This window comes from Rugosimonospora acidiphila (genome assembly GCF_039543385.1).
GTDB classification, from domain to species: Bacteria; Actinomycetota; Actinomycetes; order Mycobacteriales; family Micromonosporaceae; genus Rugosimonospora; species Rugosimonospora acidiphila.
The window spans coordinates 1-14,644 of record NZ_BAABJQ010000053.1 but is presented as its reverse complement, the minus strand read 5'-3'; the positions used below and the strand labels follow the sequence as shown (position 1 = coordinate 14,644).

Below are 14,644 nucleotides of genomic sequence, written 5' to 3'. Positions count from 1 at the left end.
CGGCGCCGCGCCGGCGGCTACGACCGCACCCACTGCTGGTTGGTGCCGCCGTTGCAGGTCCAGATCTCCACCTTGGCGCCGTTGCCGGTGGCGGCGCTGATCACGTCGAGACACAACCCGGACTGGACACCGGTGATGGTCCCGTTGCTGTTGAGGTTCCACTGCTGGTTACCCGCGCCGGTGCAGGTCGCGATCTGCGCCGCGGCGCCGGCGGCGGTGGACTGGTTGGCGACCTCCAGGCACCTGTTGCCGTAGACCGTGAGCTCCTTGCTGGAGTTGAGGGTCCAGGACTGGTTGCCGCCGCCGTTGCAGTCCCAGATCTCCACCTGGGTGCCGGCCGTCGTGGACGAGTTGGGCACGTCCAGGCACCGGTTCGAACCGACACCCCGGAGGATGGAGGTGCCCGTGCCCGTCCCGCCGCCGGAGCTGGAGCCGACCGCGCCGGTCGCCGGGTCGATGGTCCAGCTCGTCTGGCAGGCCATCGACACCGTGGTGCCGCTGACCGTCAACGGCTCCCAGACGTACCTGGAATCGGCCAGGTTGCCGGAGTTCCACCGGTCGCCCAGGAACACGTAGCTGGTCGTGCTGGTGCCGGACACCGGCAGGATGGCGGTGGCCTGTGAGTTGCAGGTGTTGGTACCCGCGGGAGCGAAGCTGCGCCACGAACTCCAGGTACCGGTGATCGAGGTGGCCGTCGCGTACTGGTTGTCGTTGGTGGACCAGCCGGTCAGGTGCGACCCGAACAGGAAGTAGCTGCCGCCGATCTTGGCCATCGCCGGCGCCTCGTACTGGTTGAGCGTCTTCACCAGCGCGCTGACGGTCAGGAAGTCCGGGGACAGCTGGTAGATCTGGAGCTTGGCGTTGGTGCGGTCCTCGCTCATGAAGTACCCGGTCGCGCCGTCGAGGAACAGGTTGTCGTCCAGGCTGTCGTGGCCCAGCGGCTTGAAGCTGCCGCGGTAGGTGTAGCTGCCACACACGCTGCCGCTGGTGGCCACGCCGGCCTTGCGCTCGGAGTAGCCGCTGTTGTCGATGTGCATGTACATGACGTAGGTGGCGGTGCTGGCGTTGTAGATGACGTGCGGGCGCTCGACGACCCGGTTCGGGCCGAGGTCGCCGCTGGCCTGACGGGTCAGCACGTTCGCCACGAACGTCCAGTGACTCAGGTCCGTTGAGGAGTAGCACTTGATGTTCTGGAACGGGGAGCCGCTGGTCTTGTCCTCACCGAGCCAGTAGTAGGTGTTACCGACCTTGGTGATCCCCTCGCCGTGCGCCTGAATCGCGTGGCCGGAGGTGTCGTTCCACACCGTGCCCGGCGTGATGGTGACCGGTGCGGCGTGCGCCGGCTGCGCGGTGAACGCCAGGACGGTCGAGGCAACCAGCGGTAGGAGCAGCAGACGCTTCCTCATGACGAGCCCTTCGTGACCTTGCCACCGGGGACGGTGCGCGCGGCATCGGGGACCGGTGCCGCGGCGATCGGGCGGCGCGCGCCCGACGCGGTTCGACGCTGAGCGAACGCCATGCGCGCCGGGCGACAGCAGAGACAACAGTCGATGTTTGGTGGCGATTAACGTAACCCTTAGAGGAAGCACCGTCAATATCCGGCCCCGCGCGACGGTCGATGGCTCCGGCCGTACCGGTCACCGGGCCTGCTGGACCGGAAGACCGGTTTGCGAACAGCTCAAACCCTTGGGAGCACCATCCGATGACCCTCGCGCAGCTCGAGGGGCTCCGCGCCCCGCGGCCGCATCGCGCCGACGCCGCACGCAACTACACCGACGTCGCACTCGACGAAGTCGCCCGCCGGGCAGGGGTCGGGATCGCCACCCTGTACCGCAACTTCCCGACGCGGGACAGCCTCATCGAGAACGTCTACCTCTACGAGGTCGAGGCGGTGTGCGCCTACGCGGTGAATGCCGCCATGCTCCGCCCGTGGCAGTCGGTGACGAGCTGGCTGCAGCGCTTCGTCGACTACGTCACCACCAGGCGAGCCGTCTCCGCGGCCATCAACCGCGACTCGGAGATCCACCTGGCGTGCGCGCGGGCGCTGGCCGAGGCCGGTGGCGCCCTGCTCACCAGGGCGCAGCAGGCCGGGGTCGTGCGCGCCGACGTCGACATCGACGATGTCCTGCGCTGCCTCATCGGCGCGGCGGCGGTGAATTTCGCCTCCGCCCAGCAGCGACAGCGCATGTTCGAGGTTCTGCTCGACGGTCTGCGCGCCCGGAACCCGGTCACGTGACCGCGTGGAACGCCCGACGGTACGCCGATGGCGAGGTGCGCATGCGTTGGGCGAAGTGGTGGCGGTAGGTGACGGCGGTATCGAACCCCACCACCTCGGCAATCTTCTCGATTGGGGTGCCGGTCGTTTCGAGCAACGCGAGACTGGCCTGGATCCGCTGGCCGATGAGCCAGCGGATGGGGGTCGTGCCGGTGGCGCGGGCGAAGTGGCGCAGGTAGCTGCGCGCGGACAGGTGCGCCCGGCCGGCGAGAGTGTCGACGGTGATGGTCTCGGCCAGGTGCGCGAGGGCCCAGGCCATGCTCGCGGCGACCCGGTCGTCGGACGGGTCCTCGACCATCGGCGCCTCGATGAACTGCGCCTGCCCGCCGTCGCGGTGCGGCTGGATAACCAGGCGCCGGGCGACGGCATTGGCAATCGCGGCACCGTAGTCGCGCCGCACGACGTGCAGGCACAGGTCGAGCCCGGCGGCGCTGCCGGCGCTGGTGAGCACGGTGCCGTCGTCGATGTACAGCACGTCGGGGTCCAGGTCGACGGCGGGATGGCGGTGGCGGAACCGTTCGGCGTAGCGCCAGTGGGTGGTGGCCGGGCGCCCGTCCAGCAGCCCGGCCCCGGCGAGAGCGAAGGCGCCCGAGCAGATCGACATGATGCGGGCGCCCCGCCGGTGGGCGCGGCGCAGCGCGGCGACCAACTCCGGTGACGGGTCGGCGCCCACGTCGGACACGCCGGCCACGATGACCGTCTGCGCCGCGGCGAAGGTCTCCAGACCGTGCGGCGTACTCAGGCTGGCGCCGCCGATGACTCGGACCGGTCCGGGCCGCTCGGCGCAGACGCTCAGTTCATACCACGGCACGTCGAACTCCGGCCGGGGCAGGCCGAACACCTCGGTGACGATGCCGATCTCGAAGACCGACATCCCTTCATAGGCGAGCACCGACACGGTGGGCCCGCGCCGGGCGACCTGGAGCATGGCGGGATCTTAGCGGAGCGCGGCGTTGGCGCCACTGGCCGCCCGCCACGCGCCACCCGAGGATGTTCTCCATGTCGAACGTGCTTGCCGTTCCGCCCGCGCCGCCCGAACGGGCCGCCGCCCACTTCGCCGCCCGCCTGCGTTTCAAGACAGACGTCAGCGATGTCCACGCCGACCTGGAGGCCGCCGTGGACGGCCTGGTAGTGGTGGATACCCGCGGCACCCTGGCCTGGGAACGCGGGCATCTGCCCGGAGCCGTCCACCTGCCAACCGCTGAGATCCCGGCCCGCGCCGGACAGGTGATTCCCGCCGGGGCGGTCGTGGTCACCTACTGCTGGGGTCCCGGCTGCAACGGCGCCACCCGCGCCGCCCTCGCCTTCGCCGCGCTGGGATTCCCGGTCAAGGAGATGCTCGGCGGCTACGAGTACTGGGTCCGGGAGGGCTTTCCCGTGCGGACCGCCGGCGGCACGCGGCGCCGACCGGTGGACGACCTCACCGCGATCGGGACCTCCTGCGACTGCTGAGGCAGCCGATCGCCCGCAGCCGATCCCCTCCAGACGATCGTTCCCAGCCGATCGCGAACAGAGGTGCAACGATGACAGGCGAGGCGTGCGCGGCGCCGGCCGCCCCGACCGGGCCGACCTCAGGCCACGCCACCGTCGGCCGCACCACCGTCGGGCCGCACCACCGTCGGGCCGCGCCACCGTCGGGCCACGCCACCGTCGGGCCGCGTTGCAGTCGGGCCGCGTTGCCGTCGGGCCGCTCGCGAGGAGGGAGACAGCACGATGGATGACGGGATCGTTCCGTACCGGATCGAGGTTCCCGAGACCGAGCTGACCGAGCTGCGACGGCGGCTGGCCGCCACCCGATGGCCGGAGCCGGAGACGGTGCCCGACTGGTCCCAGGGGGTACCGCTGGCATACCTGCGGAAGCTGTGCCGCTACTGGGCCGAAGAGTATGACTGGCGGGCCACCGAGACGCGGCTGAACGCGCTGCCCCAGTACCGCACCGTCATCGACGGGCTCGGCATCCACTTCGCGCACGTGCGCTCCCCGCACCCCGAGGCACTTCCGCTGATCGTGACGAACGGTTGGCCCGGCTCGCTGGCGGAGTACACGAAGGTGATCGGCCCGCTGACCGACCCGACCGCGTACGGTGGCGATCCGGCCGACGCGTTCCATCTCGTGCTGCCCACCCTGCCGGGGTACGGGTTCAGCGACAAGCCGACCGGCGCCGGTTGGGATGTGGGGCGCATCGCCGAAGCCTGGGCCCGCCTGGCCGCCCGACTCGGGTACGACCGGTACGGCGCCCACGGCAGCGACTGGGGCAACAGCGTCACCACCGCCATCGGGCAGCGGGATGCCGAGCATGTGGTGGGCATTCACCCGGTCCCGCCGATCGCGGCACCCGACCCGGCCACCCTCGACGACCTCACCGACTTCGAACGGGAGAGCCTGGCGATGCTCGCGGAAGAGCAGCGCGACGGGTCCGGGTACGCGGCGCAGCAGTCCACCCGGCCGCAGACCATCGGGTACGGCCTGGTCGACTCGCCCGCCGCCCTGTGCGCGTGGATCGCCGAGAAGTACTGGACGTGGACCGACCACGACGGTGACCTCACGGCCGTGATGAGCCCCGACGAACTGCTGGACGTCGTGATGCTCTACTGGTTGCCCGCCGCCGGCGCCTCATCCGCCCGGCTGTACTGGGAGAGCTTCGCTCAGGTGTCGGAGTGGTTCACCTCCTCCACTGTGGACACTGTGGCCGTGCCCACCGGGTGCTCCATCTTCCCCAGGGACGTTCCGCGCCCCTCGCGTCGGTGGGCGGCCAAGCGCTACATTGACATCCGGTACTGGAACGTGCTGGACCGTGGCGGCCACTTCCCTGCCCTGGAACGACCCGACGCCTTCGTCCGGGAGCTGCGTACCTTCTTTGGCATGGTGAGGCGATGACAGGAGTCAGCGTGCCGGCATACGATTCACGGCCACCCATCGACACCAGCGTGGCCCACAACGCCCGGGTCTGGGACTACTGGCTCGGCGGCACCGACAATTTCGCGGTCGACCGGCAGGTCGGCGACCGGGTGCGCCGGCTGTTCCCGGTCATCGGCGAGGTCGCCCGCGCCAGCCGCCAGTTCCTGCTCCGGGCCGTGCGGTTCCTGGCCGGCGAGGCGGGCATCGACCAGTTCCTCGACCTGGGCTCCGGCCTCCCGGCGGCGAACAACACCCACCAGGTCGCCCGGGCGATCGCGCCCGGCAGCCGCGTCGTCTACGTCGACAACGATCCCCTCGTGCTCGCGCACGCCCGCGCGTTGCTGGCCGAGGGCCCGCGAAAAGCCACCGACTACCTCGACGCCGACGTCCGCGACCCCGACGCGGTCCTCGCGGCCGCCGCGCGGACGCTCGACTTCACCCGGCCGGTCGCGGTCATGATGCTCGGCGTGCTGAATTTCGTGACGGACGCGGCGCAGGCCGACGCCATCGTCCGGCGGCTCGTCGACGCCGTGCCGGCCGGCAGCTACCTGGCCTTGACGCACCCCACCACCGAGCTCGGCGGCGAGTCGAACGCCGAGGCCATGACGTTCTGGAACCGGAACGCGGACCCACCGATCCGCACCCGCACCGGGGCGGAACTCGCCGGCTTCCTCGCCGGCCTCGACGTCATGGAGCCGGGGCTGGTGTCGTGCTCACGGTGGCGAGCCGGGTCCGGCGAGGACGGCCGGCTCCCCGATCCGGTGCCGCAGTACGGGGCCGTCGCCCGCAAACCGTGATCCGCGTTGGAAGGAGCCGGAATGCCATTCGAGTACCTGACCGACGAACAGGTGGAGCACTTCCTGCGGCGCGGGTTCGTCACCATCAGGGGATGCTTCACCGCCGAGGCGGCCCGCGAGTGGCTGGACACCGCCTGGATCCGCTTCGGGTACGACCCCGACGACCCGTCCGGCTGGGCGGAGAAGCGCATCCACCTGGCCCCACGGTCCTCGGTCGACGCCCGCGAATTCGCGCCGGCGGCCTGGCACGCCGCCCGCGAGTTGCTGGGCGGCCAGGACCGCATGCGGCTGCCGTGGGAGTGGGCCGACTCCCTGATCGCCAACCTGGGTGTCGGCGACGACCGGCCCTGGCAGCCGCCGTCGGCCGACGTGGGCGGGTGGCACAAGGACGGCGACTTCTTCCGGCACTTCCTGGACTCGCCCGAGCAGGGCCTGCTGACGTTCGTGCTGTGGACCGACATGCGACACCGGGGCGGCGGCACGTTCGTCGCCGCCGACTCGGTACCGGTGGTGGCGCGCTTCCTGCGGGAGCACCCGGAGGGTGTGCTGCCCGACGAGTTCGACTTCGATGACCTCGTCGGGCGGTGCCACGACTTCGTGGAGATGACCGGCGAGGCCGGCGACGTGGTGTTGCTGCACCCGTACACGCTGCACGCCGTGTCGCAGAATGTCCTCGGCGTCGCCCGGATGATCACCAACCCGCCGCTGGCGCTGCGGCGGCCGATGCGGTTCGACCGGCCCGACCCGGCGGACTTCTCCCTCGTGGAACGGGCGGTCCTGCGTGGCCTGGGCGTCGACCGGCTGGACTTCAGCCCAACCGCGCCACGGCAGGAGGTCGTGCCGCAGCGGGTGCGCGACGAGCGGGCCCGTGCGGAGGCCGAAGCGCGGCGGCTCGCCGCCGCGCGCCGCAGCGACGGCTGACCGGGTGCCGCGCCGGCCTCCGGGACCGTGGCGCGCGCGGGGTGGCGGTCAGGCCCAGCCGCACTCAGGCCCAGCCGTACCTCGCGCGCAGCACCTGGGCCACCCGGTCGAAGCGGGCCAGGTCCAGCACGGCGCCCTCCCGCCGGATGCTGTCCTCGCGCATGGTGAGCACCCGGTTCAGGCGGATCCAGCTCGGCCGGTGGCCCTGGTCCCACTCGCCCGGCCCGAGGGCGAGCCAGTGCGGTTGGCCGTCGCGCTCCGACTGGCTGGACAGCATCAGCCCGAACAGAGTGCGGCTCTCCCGCCCGACCACCAGCACCGGGCGGTCCTTGCCCTGGTGCGGGTCTTCCTCGTAGGGCACCCAGGTCCATACGATCTCGCCGGGGTCGGCCTGACCGTCGAGTTCGGGCGCGTACGACAGGCGGCGGCGCCGCAGCGCGGCGACCTGGCGCCGGCGCGCGAGCACGGCGGCGTTCGGCTGGGCGGCGCCGGCCTGGGTGGCGGCACGGCCCGGGGTCCGGCGGAGCGTGGCCGCTACGCCTTTGAGGAGATTTACCACCCGTGCACTGTATTCGCCGCGCGGCGCGGGCACGGACCGGGCCCACACCGCGCGACCATCACCGCCGCCGGGTCGGCCCGGGTCGGCCCGGCGAGACGCCGCCGGTGCGCTACTGGGCCTGCGGCACCGGCTCGGCGGCGATCGGATTGCTCGCCGAGGTCAGGGAGAACAGGTTCTCCTCTTCCTCGGCGAAGTGCAGGCGCAGGATCGCGTCCAGCCCGTAGAGGGTGGCCAGCAGGTCGGGTACCTGCTCGGCGTCCAGCCGGGAGTCGGACGTCAGGCACAGGTGCCCGTCCACCCGGTCCACCAGCCGCCGGATCTCGGTGTGCGCCCGGGTCATCGTCGCGGTGGCCTCGGGGCCGCCGGCCGGATCGGTGAGCATCGGGTACAGCCGGCGCTCCTCGGCCTCGTCGTGGCTGAGGATCTGGCGGCGCAGCCGGTGGTGGGCGTCGCGCAGCGCGTCGACGCACACCGACCCGTCGTGCTCCATGGCCACCAGGTCGGCGGTGCTGCGCAGCCGGATCAGGGCATCGCGCAGCCTCTCGTGCTCGACGGTGAACTGGTCGATCAGCTCGTCGGTGCTGGTGGGCAGGCGCCGGTGGCGCAGCCCGCCGGTCAGCGCGCTCAGGGCGCCCCCGATGACCGCCACCTCGATGCCCTCCCGGACCAGGGCGCCGGCCACCGGTACCAGCAGCCCGGTCATGGCGATCGCCATGGCGGCCAGGACCAGGCACATCCCGCCGGCCGCGGTGAACATGCCGACCCGCCGAACGTGCTGGGAGATCTCCACACCGTCACCCAACCGGTCGAGCCGGTCCACGGTCAGCACCGCGTCCGCCGCCTCGGCCGCGGCGCTCGCCCCGGTGGCGCCGAGCGCGACCCCCACGTGCGCGGCGCACAGCGCCCCGCCGTCCCGCACGCCGTCGCCGACCATCGCGGTCACCGCGTGCTGCGACTCGGCCCGTACCCGCTCGGCCTTCTCCTCCGGGTCGCACTGGGCGATGAAGTCGTCGGCGCCGAGCATCCGGGTCATCTCCTCGGCGACCTGCGGCCGGTCGCCGCTGACCACCACCAGCCGGGCCAGGCCGGCCTCCCGCAGCCGCCGCACGTTGCGCCGCGCGTCCGAGCGCACCGGGTCCTGCACCAGCAGGGCGCCGGCCGGCCTGTCGTCCAGGCTCACCCAGACCACCGCGGCACCGTCCAGCTCGGCCCGGCTGCGTTCCTGTGCCGCCCACGGCTCCAGGTCACCGTCCAGCTGCCCGACCCAGACCGCGTGACCGTCGACCCGGCCGCCGATGCCGCGGCCGTCCTCCTCGCGCACGTCCTCGGGCGTGGACAGAGACAGGCCGCGGCGGGCCGCCTCGCCCACCACCGCACCGGCGAGCACGTGCTGGGAGAGCTGTTCGACCGAGGCGGCCAGGCGCAGCGCGTCGTCGGCGTCGATGCCGGGGGCGCTGACCATCTCGGTCACCTTGGGCCGGCCGAGGCTCAGCGTCCCGCGCTTGTCCACCAGCACCGTGCCGATCCTCCCCAGCCGCTCCAGCACGCTGCCGTCGCGCAGCATGAGCCCGCGCCGGGCCGACCGGGACAGGCCGCACACCACGGCGATCGGCGCGGCCAGGATCAGCGGCCCGGGCGTGGCCACCACGAGCACCGCGACGGCCCGTACGAAGTCCCCGGCGATCGCCCAGCCCAGGCCGGCCAGCAGGAGGGTGAACGGCACGAACACGATGGCGTACCGGTCGGCCAGGCGCACGGTGGGCGCCCGCTGGCTGGTCGCCTCCCGTGCCAGCCGCACGATGCTGGCGTAGGTGCTCTGCGCGGCGGTCGTCGTGGTACGCATGGTGAACGGCGCACCGGCGTTGATCGCCCCGCTGGCCACCCGCTCCCCCGGCGCCCGCTCGACCGGCTCCCGCTCGCCGGTCACCGCGAACTCGTCCAGCACCGCCGAATCCTCGGCGTAGCCGTCCACCGGCACGATCTCGGCGTGGTACACCATCAGCCGCTCGTCCGGGCGCACCGTGTCGAGGTCGACCATCTCCTCGTTGCCGTCGTCGGCGACCCGGCGCGCGACGCGGGGCGCCCGGTTGAGCAGGGCCCGCAGGTCGCCGCTGGCCCAGCCCCGCGCGTACGACTCCAGCGCGGCACCGAGCATCAGCAGCAGCGCCACCAGGGCACCGGCCAGGTACTGGCCCACGCCCAGGGTGCCGGCCAGCGCCAGCACCGCTATCACGTCCACCCCGATCTTGCGGCGCATCAGCGACACGGCCAGCCAGGCCACGGCGGGCAGCAGCCCGGCCGCGGTCGCGACGATCCACGAGATGTGGGCGGAGCCCGTGTGGTCGGCCAGTTGGAACCCGGCCCCCGCGATGATGGCCGCGGTGATCCCGGTCAGCAACGCCCACTCCCACCACAGCCCATGCCAGCGGGCCTCGTCGTTGACCCCCGCCATCAGACGCTCGTTAACCCTTGCCATCACACCGCCCCCTCGGTTCGTGCTCGCCCGCGCCGGTGACTGTCCGCGCGGGACGCCATCCCCGCGCGCCCGCTGGCCGCCGCCGCTGTTCGCCGACCGGGCGGAAACCGCCGCCCGACCGGATGTCCGTTGGTTGTCCGCGCGCCGGCCGTCACCGAGCCGCGGGTTCTCGCGCCCCGCGAGCCGGCGCGTGGCGTTCCCCCCGCGCCCGGGCCGGCGGGTCCGGCGGCGGGCCCGGCAGGCGCGCCGGTGCTCGGGGCCACGTCCGGATGGCGACGACACCATGGCCCGCTACCCGCGCAGGTACTCGGCGAACCAGTCACGGGCCAGCTCGGCGACCCGCGGCAGCGCGCCGGGTTCCTCGAACAGATGGGTGGCACCGGGCACCACGTCGAGCCGGCTGGGCCCGCGCAGTTGGGCCTGCGCCTCGCGGTTCAGGCCGAGCACGGTGGTGTCCTGCCCGCCCACGATCAGCAGCGTCGGCGCGTGAACTCCGGCCAGGTTCCCGTCGGCCAGATCGGGGCGGCCACCACGGGAGACCACGGCGCCGATGCGCGAGCCGGGCACCGCCGCCGCCGTCAGCGCCGCCGCCGCGCCGGTGCTGGCCCCGAACAGTCCGACCGCGGCGTCGCCCCCGACCGGCTGGCCGCGCAGCCACTCGACCGTCTCGCCGAGCCGGCCGGCGAGCAGGTCGATGTTGAACACGTTCTCCCGGTTGGTCTCCTCGCCCGGGGTGAGCAGATCGAGCAGCAGGGTGCCCAGGCCCGCGTCGTTGAGCAGGGTCGCCACGAACGTGTTGCGTGGACTGTTACGGCCGCTGCCGCTGCCGTGCGCGAACACCACGACGCCGGTGGCGCCGGACGGTACGGTCAGCCGACCGGGCAGCTGCACGGTGCCGGTCGACACGGTTACCTCGGCGTCCAGGTCGGCCGCGTGGTGCAGGGTGGCCGCACCGGTACCGCCACTCCCGCCGGCCGGCTCACCGGACTTGCCGTACCCCGCCTTCCCGGCAACGTCGGGGGCGCTCGCCGGCGCCGCGGCGGAGCCCGCGCTCGCCCCGGCGTTCGCCGGCGGCCGTGAACCCCCGTCGCCGCCTCGGCTCAACAGGTCCGTCACCTGGTCGTCGCTGATCTGTTCGAAGTCCTCGTACCACGCGCCGATCGAGGACAGCGTGTCCGAAGCCGTCACGCACACCACCTCGTCGGCGACCTCCCGCAGCACCGGCAGTACCTGGGTGGCGACGACCGGCACCGCCAGCACCACGCACACGGCCCCGCGTACCCGCGCCACCCGGCACGCGGCGCGGGCGCTGGCACCGGTGGCCACGCCGTCGTCGACCACCACGGCGGTGCGGCCGGTGACCCGCAGCGCCTGGCGCCCCGCGCGCAGCTGGGTCCGCTGCCGGTCGAGGTTGACCCGTTCGGTGCCCTCGACCTCGGCCAGGTCCTCGGCGCTCGGCGCGGCCCGGCTCAGCACGTCGTCGTCGACCACCCGCACGCCGTCCTCGCCGATCGCGCCCATGGCCAGCTCGGGCTGGCCGGGCGTGCCCAGCTTGCGGACCACCACGACGTCCAGGGGCGCGGACAGCGCCCGGGCCACCTCCGCCGCGACCGGCACGCCGCCACGCGACAGCCCGAGCACCGCGATGTCCTGCCCGCGCAGGTGCTCCAGTCGCCGCGCCAGTTGCGCGCCGGCATCGACGCGGTCGGCGAAGGTCATCGTCGTCACCTCGTTTCACGGCTGTGCGGCGCACGGGGCGCGCGGGTCAGGGGTTCTTGGCGCAGCCGAGCACGATCTTCGTCCGGGGCTGCCGGATCTGCCCGGGCGGCGGAGTCTGGGTCTGCACGGTCCAGTGCTCGGGGATGAGCACGATGATGTGCCCGTCGACGGTGTTCAGATCCACGTTGCTGAAGCCGAGCCCTCTGAGAGTGTCCAGTGCGGTGGACGCGTTCTGTCCCACCACGTTGGGAATGGCGATCCGGGTCGGGGTCGGGGACGCCGAACGTCGCGGGGGCGGCGGGTCGCGCTGCTCCCCTTGGGCGACGCAGCCCGTACCGGTCACGACCAGACTGGCCGCGGCGGCGAGGACGAGCAGTCGCCGCTTGACTGGCGGCATGCCGGATCACCTTCTGTGCCTTCCGCGCCGGCGGTGTTCCGCGACGGCCCGGTTCGCCGGGTGGCGACGCCCTCATGATTGCAGTCCGGGCAGCACGCACGGCCCGAATCCGGCCGGAATCCCCTGCCCTGGTTGAGATGCCGCGCCCCGCCTCGAGGACAACGGGTAGCGTCGGCGCACACACGACTCTCGCGGGACGTTGGGCGCGAGACCGGACATCGGGGCCTCGACGGCGCCTCGGGTCGCGAACGGGGCCCGGTCGGAGCGCCTGTGCGCGCGGGGGTTCGCCCGGGGTCCGGCGCGCACGACCGCACCGACGGACTCCGGGCGCGCCTGGTCCTGACCGGCGCGACCAGCCACCAGCACAGCCCCAGCGCCTGAACGACGCGCACGCCGGCTCTCAACGCACGCCCGTCGGTCGGACACGGTCGCGGACCCTGCCGGTCGCGGACCCTGCCGGTCGCGGACCCTGCCGGTCGCGGGCACCGCCGGTCGCGGACCCTGACGGTCGCGGGCACCGCCGGTCGCGGACCCTGCCGGTCGCGGGCAGGGCACGGCGGTGAAGCTCATCCTCTCCGGGTGATGACCGGCCACCGGAGTGCGGGGCACCCTCGACACCGGCGCCGCCCGACCCACCCGGTCGGGCCACCGGCACCCCGGCCCACGCCGTCGGGCCACCGCCGTCGGGCCACCGCCGCCCGACCCGCGCCACGCTACCGCGCGGGTGGTGCGGCGGCCGGCGCCGCTGGACGGGTCCGCACCGGGAGGAGGGGTCAGGATGCCGAACGCGACCGTGGAGTTCTTCGAAGGCCTCGGTCGGGTCGGTCACATCGGCCAACTCGGCCAGTACTCCGGAGCGGTCCGCTTCGACCTGCACGACGATGAGGGGTTGCACCGCTGGCTCGTCTCGGTCGACAAGGGTGACATCAGGGTGTCCCACGACGAGGGCCCCACGGACTGCGTCATCGACGGCGACCGCGCCACGTTCGACCTGCTCGCCCGCGGCGAGGTGCGGCCGCTGGCGGCGTTCCTGCGCAACCAGGTGACCGTCGTTGGCTCGTTCCGTCTGCTGCTGGTGATAGAGCGGATGCTGCCCGGGCCGCCCGGCGGGCACGATCCCCGCGACCTGGTGCCACACGCCGGACGGCGCTCATGAGCACGGGCGAGCGAGGTGAGACCGGGCGCACGAGCGACGCTTTCGTCCGGATCCTGGACGGCAACACGTTCGCCGTCAGCGACGCCAACGGCGACATCGAGGAGTCGACGGCCACCGCGACCGGGATGTTCTCCTTCGACACCCGGTTCCTGTCGATGTGGGTGCTCACGGTCGGCCAGGAACGGCTGCAGGCGCTGTCAGTGGACGACCTGCAGTACTACGAGACCCGCTTCTTCCTCGTACCGGGTGGGCCGACGCACTACATCGACTCCACCATCTCGGTCATCCGGCAGCGCGAGATCGTCGCCGGCCTGAACGAGAAGCTGACCGTGTTCAACCATGACCGGACCGCGGCGCGCGTCGAGCTGCGGATCGAGGTCGACTGTGACTTCGCCGACCTGTTCGAGGTGAAGGCGGGATCGGTGCGTCAGCGCGACCGCGAGATCCGGGTTGAGGACGGCGTGCTGCGCTACGTGTACCGCCGGGAGCGGTGGCACCGCGAGGTGGCCATCTCCTCCTCTCAGCCGGCGGAGGTCGACGAGCGGGGGCTGTTCTGGAGCGTGGACATCGGGCCGCAGCAGAGCTGGTCGACCGACCTGCGGGTGCATCCGACGATATTCGGCGGCGACGGGCGCGACATCCGGGACAGCCTGGGCACCGGCCGCCCCCGCAGCAAGGCGGAGCTGCAGCAGGATCTGGACGAGTGGCTGGACCGGGCTCCGCGGCTGGACAGCGACTGGGACCTGCTGGTCTCCACCTACCGGCGCAGCCTGATTGACCTGGCCGCGCTGCGGTTCACGCCGCTGACCGATCCGAGGATCCAGATGCCGGCGGCCGGGCTGCCCTGGTTCATGAGCCTGTTCGGTCGGGACAGCATCTTCACCAGCCTGCAGGCGCTGCCGTTCGCGCCCGACCTGGCCGCCTTCACGATCCAGGTGCTGGGCTCGGGCCAGGGGGTCAGGTTGGACGACTTCCGGGAGGAGGAGCCGGGCAAGATCCTGCGGGAGTTCCGGTACGGGGAGTTGACGGCGTTCGAGGAGCGGCCACACTCGCCGTACTTCGGCGCGGCCGACCTGCCTGCGCTGTTCGTGGTCCTGCTGGACGAGTACGAGCGGTGGACCGGCGACTCGAGCACGGTGCGGTACATGGAGCCCGAGGTCCGGACCGCGCTGGACTGGATCGACAGCTACGCCGACCTGATGGGCAACGGGTACGTCTACTACCGGCGGCGCAACGAGCAGACCGGGCTGGAGAACCAGTGCTGGAAGGAGAGCCCCGACTCGATTTCGTACCGGGACGGCCGGATCCCACCGGCCCCCCGGGCGACGTGTGAGCTTCAGGGGTATGCGTATGACGCGAAGCGGCGGGCGGCGCGGTTGGCGCGGGAGTTCTGGAACGATCCGGGGTTGGCGGATCGGCTTGAGGCGCAGGCGGCGGAGTTGAAGC

At 72.6% G+C, this 14,644-nt stretch carries 13 protein-coding genes and 1 pseudogene; 7 read left to right on the top strand and 7 right to left on the bottom strand.

All coding sequences use genetic code 11. From position 1 onward, the window contains the following. Nucleotides 1-17 precede the first annotated feature (17 nt). Nucleotides 18-1,406: a ricin-type beta-trefoil lectin domain protein gene (locus ABEA87_RS41005; RefSeq protein WP_345639182.1), complete on the bottom strand. Its 1,389-nt coding sequence runs from the start codon at nt 1,404-1,406 to the stop codon at nt 18-20. Between the two features lie 296 nt (nt 1,407-1,702). Between ABEA87_RS41005 and ABEA87_RS41000 the strand changes: the two genes are divergently transcribed. Next, nucleotides 1,703-2,236 (top strand): TetR/AcrR family transcriptional regulator, encoded by a 534-nt coding sequence (locus ABEA87_RS41000; RefSeq protein ID WP_345639181.1) that lies wholly within the window; start codon nt 1,703-1,705, stop codon nt 2,234-2,236. Here the strand turns inward: ABEA87_RS41000 and ABEA87_RS40995 are convergent. Next, nucleotides 2,229-3,203, bottom strand: a complete 975-nt coding sequence (locus ABEA87_RS40995; RefSeq protein ID WP_345639180.1) for a helix-turn-helix domain-containing protein — start codon at nt 3,201-3,203, stop codon at nt 2,229-2,231. The two genes, ABEA87_RS41000 and ABEA87_RS40995, sit on opposite strands and share 8 nt — an antisense overlap. Before the next feature lie 71 nt (nt 3,204-3,274). Between ABEA87_RS40995 and ABEA87_RS40990 the strand changes: the two genes are divergently transcribed. The 4 genes from ABEA87_RS40990 to ABEA87_RS40975 all read left to right on the top strand — a co-directional run bounded on the left by ABEA87_RS40990 (nt 3,275) and on the right by ABEA87_RS40975 (nt 6,891). Continuing rightward, complete coding sequence (locus ABEA87_RS40990; RefSeq protein WP_345639179.1) at nt 3,275-3,727, top strand: rhodanese-like domain-containing protein; 453 nt, start codon at nt 3,275-3,277, stop codon at nt 3,725-3,727. A 261-nt stretch (nt 3,728-3,988) separates the two neighbouring features. After that, on the top strand, nt 3,989-5,152 hold the full coding sequence (locus tag ABEA87_RS40985) for an epoxide hydrolase family protein (protein WP_345639178.1): 1,164 nt from the start codon (nt 3,989-3,991) through the stop codon (nt 5,150-5,152). After that, a complete protein-coding gene (locus tag ABEA87_RS40980; protein WP_345639177.1) occupies nt 5,149-5,970 on the top strand; it encodes an SAM-dependent methyltransferase in 822 nt (273 codons plus the stop codon). Before ABEA87_RS40985 ends, ABEA87_RS40980 begins: the two co-directional genes overlap by 4 nt. A gap of 21 nt (nt 5,971-5,991) precedes the next feature. Beyond that, nucleotides 5,992-6,891, top strand: a complete 900-nt coding sequence (locus tag ABEA87_RS40975; protein ID WP_345639176.1) for a phytanoyl-CoA dioxygenase family protein — start codon at nt 5,992-5,994, stop codon at nt 6,889-6,891. 64 nt (nt 6,892-6,955) lie between these two features. Here ABEA87_RS40975 and ABEA87_RS40970 read toward each other — a convergent pair whose 3' ends face one another. From ABEA87_RS40970 to ABEA87_RS40950, 5 genes and pseudogenes are all read right to left on the bottom strand, one after another. After that, on the bottom strand, nt 6,956-7,450 hold the full coding sequence (locus tag ABEA87_RS40970; RefSeq protein ID WP_425571043.1) for a type II toxin-antitoxin system PemK/MazF family toxin: 495 nt from the start codon (nt 7,448-7,450) through the stop codon (nt 6,956-6,958). 109 nt (nt 7,451-7,559) lie between these two features. Then, nucleotides 7,560-9,902, bottom strand: a complete 2,343-nt coding sequence (locus tag ABEA87_RS40965) for a heavy metal translocating P-type ATPase (protein WP_345639174.1) — start codon at nt 9,900-9,902, stop codon at nt 7,560-7,562. A gap of 315 nt (nt 9,903-10,217) precedes the next feature. After that, on the bottom strand, nt 10,218-10,868 hold the full coding sequence (locus tag ABEA87_RS40960) for a dienelactone hydrolase family protein (RefSeq protein ID WP_425571044.1): 651 nt from the start codon (nt 10,866-10,868) through the stop codon (nt 10,218-10,220). 156 nt (nt 10,869-11,024) lie between these two features. Then, a pseudogene (locus ABEA87_RS40955) lies at nt 11,025-11,645 on the bottom strand (phosphoribosyltransferase); the annotation flags it as partial. Between the two features lie 46 nt (nt 11,646-11,691). Continuing rightward, nucleotides 11,692-12,042, bottom strand: coding sequence for a PASTA domain-containing protein (locus tag ABEA87_RS40950; RefSeq protein WP_345639173.1), 351 nt, complete (start codon nt 12,040-12,042; stop codon nt 11,692-11,694). 778 nt (nt 12,043-12,820) lie between these two features. Between ABEA87_RS40950 and ABEA87_RS40945 the strand changes: the two genes are divergently transcribed. Both ABEA87_RS40945 and ABEA87_RS40940 read left to right on the top strand, forming a co-directional pair. Further along, nucleotides 12,821-13,198, top strand: a complete 378-nt coding sequence (locus tag ABEA87_RS40945) for an SCP2 sterol-binding domain-containing protein (RefSeq protein WP_345639172.1) — start codon at nt 12,821-12,823, stop codon at nt 13,196-13,198. Next, the coding region (locus ABEA87_RS40940) for an amylo-alpha-1,6-glucosidase (RefSeq protein WP_345639171.1) at nt 13,195-14,644 on the top strand (1,450 nt) is incomplete at its 3' end. The genes ABEA87_RS40945 and ABEA87_RS40940, both read left to right, overlap by 4 nt.